Origin of the sequence: Fibrobacter sp. UBA3718, from assembly GCF_002371935.1 — a bacterium.
Taxonomy (GTDB): Bacteria; Fibrobacterota; Fibrobacteria; order Fibrobacterales; family Fibrobacteraceae; genus Fibrobacter.
This window is the reverse complement of sequence record NZ_DFHR01000004.1, coordinates 86,909-105,538: the sequence shown is the minus strand read 5'-3', so window position 1 is coordinate 105,538 and position 18,630 is coordinate 86,909. Positions and strand designations below refer to the sequence as shown.

General features: G+C 56.8%; 13 protein-coding genes and 1 tRNA gene. 13 read left to right on the top strand and 1 reads right to left on the bottom strand.

Annotated elements, in window-relative coordinates; translation table 11 throughout:
- Nucleotides 1-197 precede the first annotated feature (197 nt).
- From B4A77_RS01130 to B4A77_RS01090, 9 genes are all read left to right on the top strand, one after another.
- Nucleotides 198-2,318 (top strand): polysaccharide biosynthesis tyrosine autokinase, encoded by a 2,121-nt coding sequence (locus B4A77_RS01130; protein WP_290737519.1) that lies wholly within the window; start codon nt 198-200, stop codon nt 2,316-2,318.
- A 19-nt stretch (nt 2,319-2,337) separates the two neighbouring features.
- Nucleotides 2,338-4,797 (top strand): OmpA family protein, encoded by a 2,460-nt coding sequence (locus tag B4A77_RS01125; protein WP_290729332.1) that lies wholly within the window; start codon nt 2,338-2,340, stop codon nt 4,795-4,797.
- A 132-nt stretch (nt 4,798-4,929) separates the two neighbouring features.
- Nucleotides 4,930-5,346 carry a GtrA family protein gene (locus tag B4A77_RS01120; RefSeq protein WP_290737517.1) on the top strand — a complete coding sequence of 139 codons (417 nt, stop codon included), beginning with the start codon at nt 4,930-4,932 and terminating at the stop codon, nt 5,344-5,346.
- A 15-nt stretch (nt 5,347-5,361) separates the two neighbouring features.
- Nucleotides 5,362-6,849, top strand: coding sequence for an acetyl-CoA hydrolase/transferase C-terminal domain-containing protein (locus B4A77_RS01115; RefSeq protein ID WP_290737514.1), 1,488 nt, complete (start codon nt 5,362-5,364; stop codon nt 6,847-6,849).
- A gap of 133 nt (nt 6,850-6,982) precedes the next feature.
- Nucleotides 6,983-8,980 carry a histidine phosphatase family protein gene (locus B4A77_RS01110; RefSeq protein ID WP_290737511.1) on the top strand — a complete coding sequence of 666 codons (1,998 nt, stop codon included), beginning with the start codon at nt 6,983-6,985 and terminating at the stop codon, nt 8,978-8,980.
- Nucleotides 8,981-9,055: 75 nt separating this feature from the next.
- Nucleotides 9,056-11,305, top strand: a complete 2,250-nt coding sequence (locus tag B4A77_RS01105; RefSeq protein WP_290737508.1) for a histidine phosphatase family protein — start codon at nt 9,056-9,058, stop codon at nt 11,303-11,305.
- Nucleotides 11,306-11,324: 19 nt separating this feature from the next.
- Nucleotides 11,325-12,332, top strand: coding sequence for a histidine phosphatase family protein (locus B4A77_RS01100; RefSeq protein ID WP_290737505.1), 1,008 nt, complete (start codon nt 11,325-11,327; stop codon nt 12,330-12,332).
- A 48-nt stretch (nt 12,333-12,380) separates the two neighbouring features.
- Complete coding sequence (locus B4A77_RS01095; RefSeq protein ID WP_290737503.1) at nt 12,381-13,892, top strand: histidine phosphatase family protein; 1,512 nt, start codon at nt 12,381-12,383, stop codon at nt 13,890-13,892.
- Nucleotides 13,893-13,933: 41 nt separating this feature from the next.
- Entirely contained in the window at nt 13,934-15,391 is a 1,458-nt protein-coding gene (locus B4A77_RS01090) for a PP2C family protein-serine/threonine phosphatase (protein WP_290737500.1), read from the top strand.
- Nucleotides 15,392-15,433: 42 nt separating this feature from the next.
- On the opposite strand, the gene B4A77_RS01085 is transcribed toward B4A77_RS01090, so the two are convergent.
- A tRNA-Lys gene (locus B4A77_RS01085) sits at nt 15,434-15,506 on the bottom strand.
- A gap of 188 nt (nt 15,507-15,694) precedes the next feature.
- On the opposite strand from B4A77_RS01085, the gene B4A77_RS01080 reads away from it, so the two are divergent.
- The 4 genes from B4A77_RS01080 (at nt 15,695) to B4A77_RS01065 (ending at nt 18,618) form a co-directional block, all read left to right on the top strand.
- Nucleotides 15,695-15,913 (top strand): beta-galactosidase, encoded by a 219-nt coding sequence (locus B4A77_RS01080; protein WP_290737497.1) that lies wholly within the window; start codon nt 15,695-15,697, stop codon nt 15,911-15,913.
- Between the two features lie 260 nt (nt 15,914-16,173).
- The gene (locus B4A77_RS01075; RefSeq protein ID WP_290737494.1) at nt 16,174-17,028 is read left to right on the top strand and encodes a hypothetical protein; all 855 of its coding nucleotides are present in this window, start codon (nt 16,174-16,176) and stop codon (nt 17,026-17,028) included.
- A 47-nt stretch (nt 17,029-17,075) separates the two neighbouring features.
- Complete coding sequence (locus B4A77_RS01070; RefSeq protein WP_290737491.1) at nt 17,076-17,444, top strand: biotin/lipoyl-containing protein; 369 nt, start codon at nt 17,076-17,078, stop codon at nt 17,442-17,444.
- A gap of 13 nt (nt 17,445-17,457) precedes the next feature.
- The gene (locus B4A77_RS01065) at nt 17,458-18,618 is read left to right on the top strand and encodes a sodium ion-translocating decarboxylase subunit beta (protein WP_072809289.1); all 1,161 of its coding nucleotides are present in this window, start codon (nt 17,458-17,460) and stop codon (nt 18,616-18,618) included.
- Nucleotides 18,619-18,630: the final 12 nt, after the last annotated feature.

The window sequence follows — 18,630 nt, the reverse complement described above, 5'->3', positions numbered from 1 at the left end:
TAGATGTCTTGGCGCATATTTCCGTTGCACGGGGGGTAGAAGATAATATATTTGTGGTTGATGTGTGGCGAAAAACTGGCCCAAAAGCCGGGGTGATTTTCGTCACTATTTCTTTTTTTGCTAGTTTTTGTAATAATAATGTATTTTTCCCTCGTTGGACGTATCTTGACGTTTGATAAGGACTTGGAGATTTTTTGATGGATAATAAGGTACCGCAAGGCGCTACTGCGAAACCGGAAGATGACGAGATCGACATTCTCGAAATTCTGGTGTTCTTGAAGAGCAAGTGGAAGTTCTTGACGATTTTCCTTGTTTTGGGGCTTTTTGCAGGTGGTGTTGCTTCCATGTGGATGCGTCCCGCGTACAAGAGCGATATCCTTCTGCAGGTGGATGTTAAGGGCAACAAGTCGTCCAAGGCGCTTGGCGAAATGGGTGCCCTCCTGGATGTTTCCACCCCCTCCGAAGCAGAAATGCAACTCATCAAGAGCCGCATGGTGCTCTCTACGGTTGTCGAGGAGCAGCGCCTCTGCTATTCGGCCGTACCGCTGGACAAGGTCGACCGCCTTTTGCACAGGGAAGGCCGCATGGACCTCGAGTTCCTGAGCATCCCGCGTGCCGTATCCGAGGCGAAAATCAAGATCAAGGCCCGTGTGCTGCCCGATTCCACCAAGTTCGAACTCCTGGGCGAGGACGATGCCGTGTTACTGAAGGGCGAGGTCGGGGAAACCTATCGTCAGCCCTATGCGGGCGATACGCTTGCCATTTGCGTGCGTTCCCTGAATGCCCGTCCGGGCCAGACCTTCCTCCTGGGGGCGACCCATCCTCAGATGGCGGTCGCCGGTCTCCTGGGTGGCCTGAGCGTCTCGGAAGAGGGCAAGAATTCCGGGATTATCCGCGTCTCGATGCAGCACGCCTACCCGGACCGCGTGGCGGATATCCTGAATTCCATCGCGAATACCTACCTCAAGCAGAATATCGAAATGCGTAGCGCCGAGGCGAAGAAGACGCTCGACTTCCTCGAAGAACAGCTCCCGAGCGTTAAGGCGAAGCTCGATTCTTCCGAACAGAAGCTTACCTCGTTCCGCAATGCGAACGGGACTATCGACCTTTCGGGTGAAACGCGCGTGCACCTCGAAAAGGACGTGAGCCTCCAGCAGCGCCTGCTCGAACTTGAACAGAAGAAGCAGGAAGCCCTGCGCCTGTTCCAGGCGGAACACCCGACGGTCCGTACCATCGAGCAGCAGCAGGCTAGGCTCTACGGCGAACTTGCGAAGCAGAAGAAGGCGGCGGACAAGCTCCCCAAGACCCAGCAGGAATTCCTCTCCCTGCAGGAAGAGGTGGAAGTCAACAACAAGCTTTACACGAACCTCCTGAACAATATCCAGCAGCTCCGCGTGGTGCAGGCGGGTGAAGTCGGAAACGTGCGTATCGTGGACCAGGCCTACGTGCCCATAAAGCCCGCGAAGCCGAACCGCAAGCTGATTTTTGGCGGTGTCGCCTTGGCGTTCCTCCTCCTTGGCTGTGCCATCGTGCTCGTGCGCCGCATGTCGCATAACGGTGTCGCGAGCAGTACCGAGGTCGAGCAGGCTACGGGAATCGGCGTGTACGGAAAGCTCCCGATGCTCGGCAAGGGCACCGAGAACAACGTGCTCGATCCGGTCGTGCACGAAAAGCCCGACGAACCGTTTGCCGAGGCGGTCCGCGCACTCAGGACGGCGCTCGAGTTCTCGCTCTTTGCCGACGGCAAGAAGGTCCTTATGGTATCGGGCCTCATAGAGGGCGTGGGCAAGTCGTTTGTCTCGACGAACCTCGCATGCTCCTTTGCCATGTCGGGCAAGAAGGTTTTGCTTGTGGATATGGACCTGCGCCGTGGCCGCATGTTCAAGAAGGGCCACAAGGGCCTCTGCGAAATGCTCCGTGCCGAAAAGTTCGATGACGAGTACATCGAGGTGGTTAGCGAGAACTACCACGTCATCGGTTCGGGCAAGCGCGTGGTGAACCCGGGCGACCTCTTGAACAAGAACCGCTTCGGTACGTTCCTCGACACGTTCCGTAAGAAGTACGACCTGATTATTCTTGATACCCCGCCTATATTCCAGTGCAGCGATGCGCTCCTGGTCGAAAAGTATGCGGATTACCTTTTGTGCGTGCTGAAGCAGTCTGCGCATAGCATGGATAACATCCAGGAAGCGCTCTCTACCTTCGACCGCAGTACCGAAACACCTTTGCCCAAGGCCTTCGTGTTCAACAAGTGCGAACGTCATTCGGGTTACGGTTATGGTGGCTACTACGGCTACTATGGCTACAAGAAGTATTAACACACAATAAGGAGAATAGATGAAAAAAGCAATCGCTCTTTCACTACTAGCCGGTAGTCTCGCCTTCGCCCAAAGCGGGTTGATGGGTGGGTCTGACGGTATCCACCAGCATAATGCCAGAACCCTCGGCCAGTGGAATTTTGTCATTGGCACGGGTGGTGACATTACTCTGGATAACTGGTCCCTTACTCGCGGTGGTCAGTACACCTCCAAGGGCAAGACCTATACCTTAAACCGCTGGGACTGGACTCTCGCCGGTAACTTCAATGCGGCAATCGGTCTTCTCGACTTCTTGGATGTCGGTGTGAGCCTCCCGCTCTACTACGACCACGCCAACGACGACGAAGGCCCGTCCGGTTACTATGACATGTGGACCACGAGCCGTGGCGACCTTGACCTCTGGTTCAAGGCTGGCGTCCCGTTCAGTGACGAGAGCATCTTCGGCCTTGCCGCCATGTTCGACTTCTACATCCCGACTGGCGAAAACTCCGTGGGTACGCGTCCGCGTCACGCCTGGTACCTGAACGATGAAGGCTACACCCATCCGTTCTCTGCCGACGCGTTTGCGATGGCCGCGACTCTCGAATTCACCTTGGACCTCACCAAGAAGAATATCCCCATCCGTTGGAACACCCATGCGGGCTTCGTGCTTGCTACCGGTGACGGACAGGCCAATACGCTTGTCTACGGTACGGGTATCAACTGGCTTCCGCTCTCCTGGTTGGACGCCTTCGTCGAATACTCTGGCGAATACCGCGTGCAGAAGACGGGTTACCCGCGTGACATGATGGCCGACCCGATGATCGTTACTCCGGGTCTCCGCTTCCACCTGCCCTGGAACATCGACTTCGCCATGGGTCTCGATATGTCCGTCCGCGCCCTTACCAACATCGGCTACGATTGGAAGGAAGAGATGGAAGATGTTGAGAAGTTCACGGTCCGCTACATCGATGAACGCGGCAACAAGGTCACCTACGGCTACGTTCCGACCCCGCGCTTTGCCGGTACTGCTGCCCTTACCTGGCGCTTTGGCGGCAAGGACAAGGATGAAGACAGCGACGGCATCAACGACAAGAACGACAAGTGCCCGCATACACCTTCTGGTGCTGTTGTTGATTCTACTGGTTGCCCGCTCGATGGCGACAAGGACGGCGTTCTCGATGGCTTCGACAAGTGCCCCGGCACTCCGGAAGGCGCGACGATCGACTCTGTCGGCTGCCCGATCGATACGGACAAGGATGGCGTTTACGACGGTCTTGACAAGTGCCCCGAAACCAAGGAAGGCGCTAACGTCGGCATCAACGGCTGCGAAGGCGACTTCGACGGCGACGGCGTGGAAGATTCCTTCGACCGCTGCCCGAACACCAAGCAGGGCGTGCCTGTCGATTCCACGGGTTGCCCGAAGGATAGCGACAAGGACGGCGTGACCGACGACATGGACAAGTGTGCCGATACTCCGGCTGGCTTCACTGTCGATTCTACCGGCTGCCCGGTCGACAACGACAAGGACGGCATCCCGGATGCTCTCGACAAGTGTCTCAACACTCCGGCTGGCCTCCCGGTTGACTCCGTGGGCTGCCCGGCTGACGCTGACAAGGATGGCGTGCCCGATGCCCTCGACAAGTGCCCGAACACCAAGCAGGGTGCCCAGGTGAACTCCGAAGGCTGCGAAGGCGACTTCGATAACGACGGTATCCCCGACGCTATGGACAAGTGCCCGAACACCAAGCAGGGCGTGCCTGTCGATACCGTTGGCTGCCCGGCCGACGCTGACAAGGATGGCGTGCCTGACTACCTCGACAAGTGTGCCGAAACTCCGGAAAACTACACGGTCGACAACACCGGCTGCCCGCTTGACTACGACAAGGACGGCATCCCGGATGCTCTCGACAAGTGCCCGAACACCAAGCCCGGCGTGCCTGTTGACTCCACGGGCTGCAGCAGCGACACCGACAAGGATGGCGTGGCCGATGGCATTGACCAGTGCGAAAACACTCCGTCTGGCGCCCAGGTCGACTCCGTGGGTTGCCCGCTCGATTCCGACAAGGACGGTGTGGCCGACTTCCAGGACAAGTGCCCGAACACCCTCGAAGGCGTGAAGATCGACGCTAAGGGCTGCCCGGTCAACAAGAAGGAAGACCTCGAACTCCTCAAGAAGGGTATCCAGTTCAAGACCGGTTCCTCCAAGCTGACCAAGGCGAGCTACAAGATCCTCGACGATATCGTCAAGCTCTTGAAGAAGGTCGAATCCGCGAAGCTCGAAGTCCAGGGCCACACGGACAACACCGGTTCTGAACAGACCAACAAGAAGATTTCTCAGGATCGCGCCGACATGGTTGCGAACTACTTCATCAAGAAGGGTATCGCTGCCGAACGCGTCCGCGCTGTGGGTTACGGTTCCGAGAAGCCGATTGCTGACAACAACAGCAAGAAGAATCGCGCCAAGAACCGCCGCGTGGAACTTGTTCCGTTCGAGTAATCGACAGCTGGCATAAGTTCAAAAAAGGTGCCCGCAACCGCGGACGCCTTTTTTTCGTTAATGCGCACCGAAGGTGTGCGCATGCACCTAATTGAAAATTAGGTGCGTGTCTTAAAATGTTAAATTTTAATTGTGCTCCATTTCATCAAGTACAATGCCATTGGCATCGTAAACACGCTCATCACGCTTGCCGTGGTGTGGGTGCTGCACCAGTGGCTGGACTGGGGCAAGGAAATCTCGAATTTTTTGGGGTTTGTCGCGGGCGGCATCAACAGCTACCTCATGAACCGCATTTGGAATTTCAGAAGCAACAACCGCAAGCGAACGGAAGTCGTGCGGTTCCTCGTTGTCTTTTTGCTGAGTTTCGCGCTCAATCTCGGGGCGCTCGAAGGAACTTCGTACCTGCTCGAGAACGCGCAGTGGTGCAGGTCGTTTACCGTGTGGATTTCGCAGTTCATGAAGCCTACGTATTTCGCGAACATTGTCGCGAACGTGGTCTACGTGTTAGCTAGCTTTATGCTGTACAAGAAGTGGGTTTTTAAGAAATGACTGGTGGTTTATAGCATGAATTGGATTGAAGGCAAGAAGTGTTCCGCGGAAGATGCCGCGGCGATGATTCAGGATGGCGATATTCTTGGCGTTTCGGGCTTTACGCTCGCGGGTTACCCGAAGGCGGTTCCCCTCGCGCTTGCCGCCCGCGCCGAAAAACTGCACGCTGCCGGCACGCCTTTCCAGGTGACGCTCTATGCGGGTGCATCGACCGGCGACAGCTGCGACGGGGCGCTCGCCCGCGCAGGTGCGCTCAAGCTTCGCATGCCCTACCAGAGCAACCCCAGTTTACGCAAGGGCATCAACGACGGGAGCATCCGCTATATCGACGCGCACCTCGGCAAGATGGGCTACCTTGTGCGCACGGGCGCAGTCCCTGCGCCCACTGTCGCCGTGATAGAAGTGAGCGCAATTCTCCCCGATGGACGCGTGTGCCTTTCTACCTCGGGAGGCAATTCGGTCTGCTACCTCGACATGGCGCCGAAAATCATCCTGGAGCTCAATACCCGCCTGGGCGAGAGCTGCATCGGCATGCACGACGACGCCCTCCCGGAACTGCCCCCGCATGCGAAGCCCCTGCCGGTCTATTCCGCAGGTGACCGCGTGGGTAGCGAATTTGTCAAGATTGATACGAATAAAGTGATCGCAATTGTCGAGAACGACGCGTACGACGAAGTGACCCCGTTTGTCGAACCCGACGACGTTTCGCGCAATATCGGCGAACGCATTCTCGATTTTATCCGGTTCGAGGAATCGCACGGCAGGCTCCCGAAGGGAATGGCCTACCAGAGCGGAGTCGGGAAGGTTGCGAATGCGGTCCTCTGCGCGATGGCGAACGACGAGCGTCTCGGGCGCATCGACCTGTTTACCGAGGTCATCCAGGAGGCGGTGCTCCCTCTGTTGAAGAAGGGCAAGCTCGGTGTCGCCTCCGGTACGGCGCTCACGCTTTCGCAGGCCGCGCAGCAGGAGTTCGTGCAGAACGCTGCCGACTGGAAAAAGCACTTTGTGCTTCGCCAGCAGGAGGTAAGCAACAGTCCCGACATCATCCGTCGCGTGGGCGTCATCTCGATGAACACTGCCCTCGAAGCTGACATTTTTGGTAACGTGAACAGCAGTCTCGTGTGCGGCTCGGCCATGATGAACGGCATCGGCGGCTCGGCGGACTTTGCCCGCAACTGCGCCCTCGGATTCTTCCTCACGCCCTCTGTCGCGAAGGGCGGCGCCATCAGTAGCATCGTGCCCTACGTGAGTCACGTGGACCACACGGAACACGACACGCAGATTTTCGTGACGGAGCAGGGCCTTGCCGACCTCCGCGGGCTCGCCTCGGAAGACCGCGCGCGACTCATTATCAAGAACTGCGCCCACCCCGATTTCCGCGAACCGCTGACCGATTTCCTGGAGTACGGCCTGAAGCATGCAAAGGGCAGGCACCTGCCGCTTGCGCTCGACCGCGCCTTCGAGATGCACAACCGCTTCCTCGAAACCGGGAAAATGCTCTAGGAAACGCTCCGTTTCCGCATCATTCGCATTTGGAATGCCCGATTTGCGGGAAAAATCTTCCGCATGTAAGAAAATTATTATATCTTTAGGATGGGTGTGTGACTCCGCGTTTATACGTTCATGGGGCGTCTTGATGGGTACACGAAAGGAAAAGAGTTTTGCGTTTTTGTGGGCGCTCGTATGTGCGCTCTCTTTTGGGGTTGTCGCGTGTGGCGACGAGGCGTCGCCTACTGGAGCCGAAACTCCGGACTCCTCTTCTGCCGCGCCGGAGGGAGGGGATTTTTCTACAGCATTTTCTTCTTCGTCGTACTATTATTGGGGATTTTCCTCGGGTGCTGTAATCGGCACGCAGCCGGGTGATTCCCTAAAGCCGGGCGATACCCTTGAGCTGGCCGATTCCATTTCCCATGATACGGATTGGGTCAGGAATCCGGATTCTATCTATCATCTCAGCCGTCTTGCTGTTGACGGGCGCTTGTCCGCCCTGTTCGCCTTGTCTCCGAACTCCTCGATGAAGATTGAATATCTGCAGACGCTGACCGACTTCTCCGTGAACGGGGTTGATTCGGGAAGCGCTTCCGTTGTCGAGGCTACTTTCCCGGTCTCTTACCAAAGACCCTATGTCAGGGTGACGGTCGATGGCGTCGCTCTCGATTTCCAGGGAGCGCAGGTCGCAGGGCTTTCGCTTTCGGCGTTGGGTGACTTGTCTTCGAGCGATACGGTGAACGTGGACTTTATTTCGACGGCTGAACTTTCGCGTGCCGAAACCCTTGTCGCTGCGGGGCAGACGCTGGCCACGGCGATGGAGCAGGCGTCAACAGAGGTCTTGCGCACGTTCCGCATGGACGATTTTACCGACTTGCCGGAAGAGGAAGTGGCAGCACGTTTCCTCGCCATCCATCTGCTTGCTTCTTCGCGCGTGGCGGTGGGCGATGGGTTTTCGTTTGCGGATATCGCTCGCGACATCGCGGATGACGGACTCTGGAATGATTCGGCTGCACGTGCGGCAGCTGCCGACTGGGCTTTGCGTGCGGATGCGGAAGATGCCTTTGCCGGTGTCCGCAAGTGGATTTCGGGCCAGACGCCGTCTGTTCCCGATTTCGAAAAGTACCTGCGCCTGTTCTACCAGAAGGAACTCGGGCTTCCCGAGTGCAGTAGCGAAAATGCGGGAACGATGCTCCACGTGGGGAATGTCGCTAGCCGCTACTTTGTCGCGGACAAATCGGACTTCTCGAAAGTTCCGGACCGGTTTGTCTGCGAGATTGCGGGCGGCGTAGGGCTTGCTTCCGATTCCTTGAAGGACGTGTCTGCCCTCGGTTCGGGCTCGGATGGCGAAGTGCGCCCGGGAGCGTTTAGCGGCAACATCTTCTATACCTACGATGCTTCGACAAAGGCATGGCGCCATTCGACAGAACTCGAAAAGGATTCTTACTTTGTCCAGATGTCGGCGACGAGTACCTTTGTCGACATCCAGGATGTCTATGACGGGCTCAAGGACAACGAGCGCGTTATCTTCGTGATTCGGCACGGCAAGCGTGGCGACGACACGAGCATCTCCGGGACGCTTACTTCTGACGGCAAGGAGCAGGCGCGCGATTTGGGCAAGCGGCTCACGAAGCATAGGCAAGATTTCCTGTTGGGGGCTTCCGAGTTCCTGCGCGCCCACCAGACTGTGGAATACATAGCGAAGGGACGGGGCCAGCAGTCCGACGTACGTGATACTTTCCCCGAACTAAACGACAACTGGTACGAGAAAAACCACGAGGCGAGTGAGAAGGCGAAATCCGAATGTGGCGGCGGCTGGGAGCTGACCTCCAAGTATGCCTACACGGGAGCCTATACGACGGGCGAGAATGCCGCGTTCTACAAGCTGGACGAACGCTCCGTGGAACTGATTGTGGATGTGCTCCTCGCGAAGTACAACGACCCGTCGCAGCGGTTCGTGATGCTCAGCTCGCATGACAAGGTGATGGTTCCCCTGGTCGCCTACTGCACGAATTTCAAGGTGAACCTCCGCAAGTACGACGGCGGAAAGTGGCTCAATTATCTCGCGGGAGTAGCCATTATTGTCGACGAGCTCGGAAATAGGCGCTATGTGCCCGTCAAGGGCCTGGATTCTGCCTTCATGTAGTTGAAATCCGGTTGTAAATTACTATTGTTCATTATTATGAAGACGATATGGCCTATTGTACTGATCGCCTTTTTTTTGGCATCTTGTGGATCCGACAACCCGGCATCCGAAGGTTCTTCTGTGGACGATCCTTCCAGCGGGTCCACTGCGCTTTCTAGCGGTGGCCATTCGCATGGCGGCCACCATGGCAGTTCCAGCTCGAGTTCCGTGAAGGCTGAACCCATCTCCGCGGTGGGCGATTCCCTGATTGAAGATACGACTGCGGTCCTGAGCAAAAACGACCTGCCCGCCTGCACGCCCGATAAGGAAGGGGAGTCCTTCTATGTCGAGAGCGAACATGTCCTTTATTTCTGCCTTGAGAAGGAATGGTTCCCCTCCGAGACGGTCGAGTCGCTTTTCAAGATTGGTTGCCACAATGGCGTGTTGACCTTGGAGGCTCCGGGTGCGGAAGAGGAAGAAGAGGAATCTTCTGGCCAGGGCCAGTCGAACCCGTGGGGATTCTTCAATGGCGGCGGTAGTGGAACCTCTGCGCTCGATACGATGCCGGTGCGTTTGCCGGGAGCGCATATCGTTGGCTTTGCGGAGAAGGGCCCGTTCCGCTACGGGGCGTCGGTCAAGATTATCGAACTCGACAGCACGCAGAGGCTTGCCGATTCCAAGAAGATTCACAAGACCTGCATTACCGAGGCTGGCGGCAACTTCAGTTTCGACAGCGTCGACCTGGTGTCGCCGTACCTGCGCGTGGAGGCGAACGGCTACTTCCATAACGAACTGACCGGCGGGCTTTCGTCGCAGATGGTGACGCTCAAGGCGGTGGTCGACGTGACGGACCGCGATACGGTGAACGTGAACATGCTTACCCACATGGAAGCCCCGCGCGTATTGAAGCTTGTAGAGAATAGCGGCAACAACCAGCCGATCCGTGCGGTGAAGGCCCAGACCCTGAAGGAAATCCTCTCTTCGTTCGAGATAAACCTTGGCGGTTCTTCGGGCGGTGGCAACAACGGGTTCCCGGGTTGGAACTTTGGAGGCCAGCAGCAGACGGCAACTTCGACCGACGGACGTTTTGCCGAAGACATCAGTCTGTTCGATGGCGATGAATACAGCGCGGCGCTCCTTGCAGTTTCCATCATGATGCAAAGGAATGGCTCCGGCAACGACATGCTCCAGTACACTTCGGGCATTGCCGAACGCATCAAGGGCAACGGCAACTGGGACGACAACAATGCGAAGGCGGACCTCGCCGACTGGCTCATGGTGCTCGATACGAGCGGCTCGTATGCGACTATCCGGAATAATATCGCTAGCTGGAAGCGTGGCGATGTTCCCGATTTCGAGAAGCACCTGCGCAATTTCTGGACCGGCATCTACCAGTTCGGCGCCTGCAATTCCATGACTGCGGGATCCGTGAAGCACGTGAACAACAGCCTGAGCAAGTTCTTCATTTCGTATTACGAACAGCCCGAGGGCCCGCGCATCCGGTTTATTTGCGATGCCGAGACGCACCGGTGGCGTGCGGCGACCGATATCGAGAAAGATACGGTGGGCTTTGGCAAGGGCGATTACGACGGACAGATCAAGGCCGGAAAGATCAATGCGGATAAATTCTACGTGTACGAGCAAAGTAAGGGCAAGTGGCGTGCGGCTACGTCCGACGACATCATGGAATTCGAGGATATCGGGGATGTGTACGCCTCGCTTGCTCCGGGAGAAAAGGTCATCTTCATCTTGCGCCATGCGGAACGTACTGACGATACGGGCAAGAAGGGTCACCTGACGGATAACGGCAAGAAACAGGCGAAGACCGTGGGCGAGAAGCTCAAGGGCGATGCCATCGTGTTCGCGAATTCTACCTACACGCGCAGCTACGAGACTTGCGAGAATGTGGCGTCTGGCGCGGGAGTGTCGCCGTTTGTCTCCGATACCATCAAGGATCTGGATGGCGAATGGTACGTGAAGGATGAATCCAAGTATGACAGCTACAAGAATTCCGATGGCGGCGGCTGGGTCGTGGCTTCCGCATACGCCTACAAGGGCGCCTATGCCGATGCGTTCTACGACTTCGACAAGCGTAGCGAGGAATTCCTCACGGGAGTCGTGAAGCCGAGGTTTGCAAGCGTGAACCGCGTGGGAGTCTGGATTTCGCATGACATGTTTGTCGCCCCGATTACCGCCTACTGCACGGACAAGAAGGTGAACTTGCGCTATTTCGATACCAAGAGCTGGATTAACTACCTTGCGGGTGTCGCCATCATCATGGGCACCGACGGCAAGATGCGCTATGTTCCGGTCAAGGGGCTTTCTTCCGGGACAATGACGATGTAAACATCGAAGGGGGTGGTGCGTGAAATTCAGGAACCTGCTTGCAGCTCTCGCCGTCGCATGCGTTGCGCCGTTCCTGGTTTCGTGCGAGGACGATGCGACCGGCGCGTCGGAGGTCTCTTCGGACAAGGTAAAAGAAACTGTTCGCGATTCTGTCGTGGTGCGCGACTCCGTTGTCATCCGTGATTCGGTTGTCATCCGCGATTCCGTTGTCTTGCGCGACAGCGTGCGCGTGATCGATAGCGTACGGGTCAGGGATAGCGTGCACGTGGTGGATAGTCTCAATGTCAAGGACAGCGTGAACATTGTGGATAGTGTTCGCGTGGTCGATAGCGTTCAGGTTGTCGAACCGCATGTCACCGCCTTTGTCCCGCTCAGGAATGTGCTGGACAGCCTCGCCGAGGGCGAGAAGATTGTTGCCGTATTGCGCCATGCCGAACGGGGCAGCGATTATTCTTCGACAGGGCCCCTGAATGACGAAGGGGTGCAGCAGGCGCTGTCGTTTGGCGAAAAGCTCAAGGGCGACTTTGATATTTATTTTGCGGCATCTCCCGCCACGCGGACGCACCAGACCTGCAACAACATCGCGAAGGGCATGGGACTTTCCGATACGCTTGCCGACACGCTCGAATTTTTGGGCGGCTCGTGGTTCGTGAAAGATACGGTCCTCTACAATCAGTACAAGGATGACCATGGCGGAAGCTGGAAGGTGACATCCAGGTGGCTTTACGATGGTCGCTATGCCGACGCGTTCTACGAACTTTCCCCGCGTGTTGCCGAGTACCTGGACGATAACATTGTTCCCGCATTCGAGCGATCCGGAAAAAGAGTGGGGATATTTATTTCGCATGACTTGCTTATTATTCCGGTTGTCGCCTTAGTTTCGGACAACAGCATAGACATGAATTATTACACATCGAAAAAGTGGCTGAATTATCTTGCGGGTTTTGCTATAGTTCTAAAACCCGACGGGAAGCGCCGGATTTATGCGGTGAAGGGGCTCGATGCGGGGACAATGAAGAAAGAATAGGTGCGGAAGGATATGAAAAGGTGGTATGTTGGATGTTTGGCGGCCGTAATGGCTGTTGTGTTTGCCGTAGGCTGTAGCGACGGCAACGGCTTTATGCCCGGCGGTGAGAATGGTTCCCATGAAACTGTCGAAAAAATTGACGCCCCGCTCTTTGTCTATGAAATTCTCGCGGAACGGGCTGCGGAGGACTCGACCTCTGTCGACATTCTGGACATGTTGTCTGAACCGCGCGTGGAACAGCTCCTGATGAACCATGTTCCCGAGGAACTGGTGCATGTGCAGGCGAAGCGCGAAGCGGCGGCCGCCTTCGGGATTGATTCCGTGCAGCTTGCAAGCGATTCCGGCGCGGTGATGCTTGCCATCTCGGCGATGGTGCAGAACCGTGCTAGCAAAGAAGAGACGCAGAACTTTATCCGCAATCTGGGGGAGGACCTGAAGGGGGACGGCGTATGGAACGACCCGAACTGGAAAATCAGGATTGCGGACTGGGTCGTGGGGCTTGATTCCAGCTGGAAGTATAACGATGTCCGCAACAACGCGGCCCCGTTCTATGGCGGGAACGTCCCTTATTTCGAAAGATACATGCGCGAGTTTTTTCCGATAGCCTACGGTTTTGAGCCGTGTGGCGCCTCGAATGCGGGGAAGGTCACGTTCGTGAACCAGGGCCAGAGCGTTTATTTTGCGAACAACTACGAGCATGCGGACCATTCGAAGGTGCGCTTCATTTGCGATGCGAACGGATTCCAGTGGCGCGTGGCGAATGCCATCGAGAAGGATACCGCGGAATTCGGTGCTGGCAAATACGACCGCGAGGTGCGTGAAGGCCGCGTGAACCACGACAACTACTACATATTCGACGGGGGCAAGTGGCGCGTCGCGACCCCGCAGGAGGCCGACGGCTTTACCGACCTCGTGCAGGTTTACGCGAACCTCAAGTCGGATGAGAAGGTGGTGTTCATCATCCGGCACAGCGAACGCACGAACGACACGGGACCGGGTGGCCACCTGACTGACAACGGGAAAAAGTATGCCCGCGACCTGGGCGCGCGCCTCGCGAAAGCCGGGGCGGAGGATTTCTACTTCGGGTATTCGGGCTATACGCGCACCTACGAGACTTGCGAAGGCATTGCGCAGGGCAAGGGACAGGCAAACTACAGCATCGAACAGCTCAGTTACATGAATGGCGACTGGTACGTGAAGGATGCCGACAAGGCGGACGCCTACGTGAAATCCGATGGCGGTGGCTGGGTGGTGTATTCCAAGTACGGGTTCACGGGCGCCTATCCCGATGCATTCTACGACCTGGAAACACGCAGCGAACAATTGCTCAAGGACGAGATTCTTGCGAACATCGGGAGCATGAAGCGCGTGAACGTGATGTGCACGCACGACTACCTGGTGGTCCCGCTCCTTGCGTACACGAGCGACGGGCATGCGAACGTGCGCTACTACGAAAAATACCACTGGGTCAACTACATGGCGGGTGTCGCGATGATTATTTCTGCCGACGGTTCCGTGCGCTATGTCCCTGTCAAGGGCCTCGAAACGGGAATAATGTAACTGCGACAGTAAAAAAGATATATTAAAAAAAACGGCGCCATATGAATTTTTCGCGGATAACTAGGCTACAGGGAATCGGAGTGATTGTCGCGGCTGCAGTCGTGCTGGAACTTGCTGCTGTCGTGCAGTATGTTTCCATGAGGAACGCCATCTCCTCGCAGGTGGAAGAAATGGCGCAGCGCGACCTGAAGGCCACCAACCATATCGTCGAGGTGAAGCGCATTGCGGAAGATGCCATTGCCGGCGTATTGCCCGAGGTGGAGCGCCTGCTTTCCCTGGGGCAGGAGGATTCCCTGCATCGTGCCCTGCGTAGAGTCGTGAGCGAACATCCCGAAATCGTGGGTGTCGACTTTGCCCACCGCGTGGGCGAAGACGGCGTGCGCAACGGGTACTTCACCTTCGTAGACGAATCGACCGGGAACATCGCGGATACCGTCATAGGTTTCGACTACACGGAACGTTCCTGGTACCGCGACGGCATCGTCAGTGACGGATTCTGGAGCGAGCCCTACATGAGCCGCTATTACGTTATCCTCATGTCCACGTACTCGCGTGCCGTGCGCGATGACAAGGGGAATGCGGTTGCCGTCATCGGCGCGGATATCCCCATGCACGAGCTTTCGTCGCTCTCCGTGCAACTCTATGAAAACCAGCAGCGCGCCCTGTTGCCTGTTGTCGCCTTCCAGCTGTTTGGACTGTTGCTTCTCGGGATCATCGTTTACAGGAGCATCCGGAGTGCGCGCCGCCTGAACGACGCAAACGCCGAAAAGGAATTCATGAACAGGGAGCTGGACATTGCGAGCCGCATCCAACTGGCGATGTTGCCCGGGAAGACCTATGTCGACGATTGTCTCGAAATTGCGGGGAGCCTCGTGCCTGCAAAGCAGGTGGGCGGCGACCTTTATGACTACGTTATACGCGACGGCAAATTGTTCTTCAGTATCGGTGACGTGTGCGGCAAGGGTATTCCGGCTGCTATCTTCATGTCCATGACGCAGGCGGTATTCCGTTCCGCCGCATCGCATCTGAACGATCCGTCGCGTATCGTGCACAGCATGAACAAGCAGGCAAGTCGCGGGAACGAGACGGGCATGTTCGTCACGCTCTTTGTAGGCGTTATCGACCTTGCGACAGGAATGTTGCGCTACTGCAACGCGGGGCATGAACACCCGCTGGTTGTGGCGGGAAAATCTGTCCGGACACTCAATGCGAAATCCAGCCTGCCTATCGGCGCGATGGAAGAAACCCGCTATGTGGAGCAGGAAACTCAACTTGTTCCGGGCGACATGGTGATGCTCTTTACCGACGGGCTGACCGAGGCGATGAATTCGGAAAATGCATTGTTTGGCAGGGAGCGAGTCGCCCGTGTAATTAGAGGGGAATCTCCGCAGCAACTGCTCGACAACATGTCGCAATCGGTCGCGGACTTTGTGTGCGGTGCCGAACAGAGCGATGACCTCACCATGCTCGCCATCCGCTACAAGGGTGCCGCTCGGTAATAAGCCTAAAAGAAAAACCTCTCCGCTGGGGAGAGGTTTTCGTGGATGATGCAGGGGTCGAACCTGCGACCCGCTGATTAAGAGTCAGCTGCTCTACCAACTGAGCTAATCATCCGAAGGTCTTTCGACGGGCTCAATTATAGAAAAATTTTGCATCGTGGCAAGGGGTCTGGTGGCAAGTCCTGAAAAAATATAGAGGCAAACTGTGTTTGCCGAAGTTATATTTATGTTTATATATGGGTTGCCCCGGCTAAACCTGCTAGACATCAAGAGGCTGAAATGAAATGATTTGCATTGCCCGCTATGCTGCTTCCCGTGGTTATGGGTCTCGTTACCTACGGTTCCGGCTACCAGCAGTGGAACAAGCTGAACCCGGCAAAGGGTGTCTACGACTGGAGCGGGCTGGAAGAACTGCTGGATGCGCTCACTGCGCACAACATGGGCTACGCCCTGCGCGTATTTCCGCATTCCCAAGGGTACGTTCAAGGACGAAAGTTCGCAGGAGTTTGCTTTTACATATAAAGTTGCAGCGGGGGAGGAAAACGTTGCGACCCTGCCGGGCGTTTCCGTGGCGCTTTCGCTCTACGAGAGCGAGGATGCCTTCAGGGGCGGAAAGGACCCGACCGTCCGTTTCGATAACGAGGGCCTCCAGAAAAACAACAAGCTGCTGCTGAAACCGTAGTTTTTCAGAATCTGCCCACTCTTGTTTCTCTAAAAAAACTATCTTTTCCCGCGTTGATTTTTATCAAACAGTTCACTTAATTAAATGGACACATTCCTATATGAATGAAACAGTACAGAATGCAGCCGATTCCGCAGTAGCCCCGGCCCCCGCCGCGGCCCCTGTCGCCGAAGAAGCTGTGCAGCAACCGGCTATCGTTGCAAGCGAACCGGCTGCCAAGGTGAAGGGCAAGTTCGACGAACAGCTCGGGCTCATGCTCCCCTCCGACGCAGCCCAGGTCCAGGCGCAGCTTTCCATGCCGGGCATGAGCGATGACATGGTTTACAAGATCGTGGAAACCCACGGCGGTAACCATGCGGTTCTCTACAAGACTTACGACCAGGCAGTGATTGCCCGCGACGTGCGCGATTCCATCGAGAACGCCGCCGGCCACAAGGTCCTCCCCATCGCGAAGGCGAAGCTCGGGTCCACCTACTGCAAGGGCGAATACTCCACCGAACAGGGCTGCAAGGGCGATTCCGACACCTTCGGCATCGGTTCCCTGGTTGAATTCCAGGCTACCGGCCTCATAGTGGTGATGGTGGTGATTATCGGCCTCACGGTGCTCTGCTACCTTATGAACTTCATCATGGCGAAGCTCGGCCTCAACAAGATCAAGGCTCCGGCACCCGCGGTCAAGGCTGCTCCTGCTGCCGCCGCCGCTCCGAAGACGATCGCCCCGGCCCACTGCGACTGGGACCCGAACGCGAAGAGCGTCCACCCGGGCTTCACCAACAAGCAGCTCCAGGCCTTCCTCGGCATTGCCGCCGTGGCCGCCCTGGAAGAACACCCCGGCATGAGCAACGATACGTTCCTTGCCCTGGTGACCGCCGCTGCGACCCAGGCCATCGGTCAGCCCTGCCGCGTGACCGCCTACAAGAACATTAACTCCCCTGCTTGGACGATTGTCAAGTAAGGTCAACTTTTAAAACTTAACAGGCTTATAAGCCAGGAAAAATCAAAATGAAGAAAACAGTCCGTATCAGTTTCGAAGGCAAGACCTACGACGTCGAAGTAGAAGTTCTTGATTCCGCCGTCGCCGCCGCTCCGGCAGCCCCGGTCGCCGCTGCCCCCGCTGCCCCCGCTGCCGCTCCTGCAGCAGCCCCCGCCGCAGCCGGTGGTACCGAAGTGAAGTGCCCGCTCGCCGGTTCCGTGTTCAAGCTGAAGGTCAAGGTCGGTGACAAGGTCGAAGCCAACCAGGAAGTGGCCATCATCGAAGCCCTCAAGATGGAAAACCCGGTCGTCGCTCCGTGCGCCGGCACCGTCAACTCCATCTCCGTCAAGGAAACCGATACCGTCGTCGACGGCCAGACCCTCATGACCATCGCCTAAGAGGTACAGATAAATGAGTTCACTCTTAAATTCGGTCGTCGAGTTCGCGTGCGATACCGGATTCGCATATGTCACCGGCCCCATGGTGATTATGTGGATCGTGAGTTTCGTGCTGATGTACTTGGCGATTGTCAAAAAGTATGAGCCGCTGCTGCTCTTGCCGATTTCGCTCGGCGCGCTGGCGGTGAATATCCCGAGCGCCGGGTTCTACGATGGCGGCTGGAGCATCGAAGGTATGTTCACGCCGACTGCCGGCCTCTACTACTACATCAGCCAGGGTATCCACCTGGAACTCTTCCCGCCCATCATCTTCTTGGGCGTGGGTGCCATGACGGACTTCGGACCGCTTATCGCCAACCCGCGTACGCTGCTTCTCGGCGGTGGCGCCCAGTTTGGTGTGTTCGCGACCATGTTCTGTGCCGTGGCTCTCGGTGGCTTTACTCTCGGTGAAGCGGCCTCCATCGGTATCATCGGCGGCGCCGACGGTCCGACCTCCATCTTCACTGCGAACAAACTTGCAAAGCACCTCATCGGACCTATCGCCGTGGCGGCCTACACCTACATGGCTCTTGTCCCGCTCATCCAGCCGCCTATCATGCGCTTGATGACCAACGACAAGGAACGCAAGATCCGCATGAAGGCTCTCCGTCAGGTGAGCAAGGCCGAACGCATCGTGTTCGCCGTGATGGTGATGATCGTCTGTATCCTCGTGGTGCCCGACGCTTCCGCACTTATCATCATGCTCATGCTCGGCAACATCTTCAAGGAAGCCGGCGTCGTGGAACGTCTCGTGAAGACCTCCTCCAACGAACTCATGAACATCGTGACCATCTTCCTCGGTACTTCCGTGGGTCTCACGATGTCTGCCGACATCTTCCTGAAGCCGCAGACCCTCATGATTATCGCCATGGGCGTTGTCGCCTTCGGTTTCTCGACCGCGGCCGGCCTCTTCCTCGCGAAGATCATGAACTGGTGCTCTCCGAAGAACCCCGTGAACCCGCTTATCGGTTCTGCTGGCGTGTCCGCCGTGCCGATGGCTGCACGTGTTTCTCAGGTGGAAGGTGCCAAGTATGACCCGCAGAACTTCTTGCTGATGCACGCCATGGGCCCGAACGTGGCCGGCGTTATCGGTACTGCTGTCTGCGCCGGTTACATGATTAGCCGCCTGAGCTAAGACGTCATCCCC

Bases quoted from the DNA above. Each gene is read 5' to 3' on its own strand.
- B4A77_RS01095 (WP_290737503.1), top strand. From the start codon at position 12,381: ATGGCTGTTGTGTTTGCCGTAGGCTGTAGCGACGGCAACGGCTTTATG.
- B4A77_RS01090 (WP_290737500.1), top strand. From the start codon at position 13,934: ATGAATTTTTCGCGGATAACTAGGCTACAGGGAATCGGAGTGATTGTC.
- B4A77_RS01065 (WP_072809289.1), top strand. From the start codon at position 17,458: ATGAGTTCACTCTTAAATTCGGTCGTCGAGTTCGCGTGCGATACCGGA.
- B4A77_RS01125 (WP_290729332.1), top strand. From the start codon at position 2,338: ATGAAAAAAGCAATCGCTCTTTCACTACTAGCCGGTAGTCTCGCCTTC.
- B4A77_RS01130 (WP_290737519.1), top strand. From the start codon at position 198: ATGGATAATAAGGTACCGCAAGGCGCTACTGCGAAACCGGAAGATGAC.
- B4A77_RS01070 (WP_290737491.1), top strand. From the start codon at position 17,076: ATGAAGAAAACAGTCCGTATCAGTTTCGAAGGCAAGACCTACGACGTC.
- B4A77_RS01075 (WP_290737494.1), top strand. From the start codon at position 16,174: ATGAATGAAACAGTACAGAATGCAGCCGATTCCGCAGTAGCCCCGGCC.
- B4A77_RS01110 (WP_290737511.1), top strand. From the start codon at position 6,983: ATGGGTACACGAAAGGAAAAGAGTTTTGCGTTTTTGTGGGCGCTCGTA.
- B4A77_RS01115 (WP_290737514.1), top strand. From the start codon at position 5,362: ATGAATTGGATTGAAGGCAAGAAGTGTTCCGCGGAAGATGCCGCGGCG.
- B4A77_RS01080 (WP_290737497.1), top strand. From the start codon at position 15,695: ATGCTGCTTCCCGTGGTTATGGGTCTCGTTACCTACGGTTCCGGCTAC.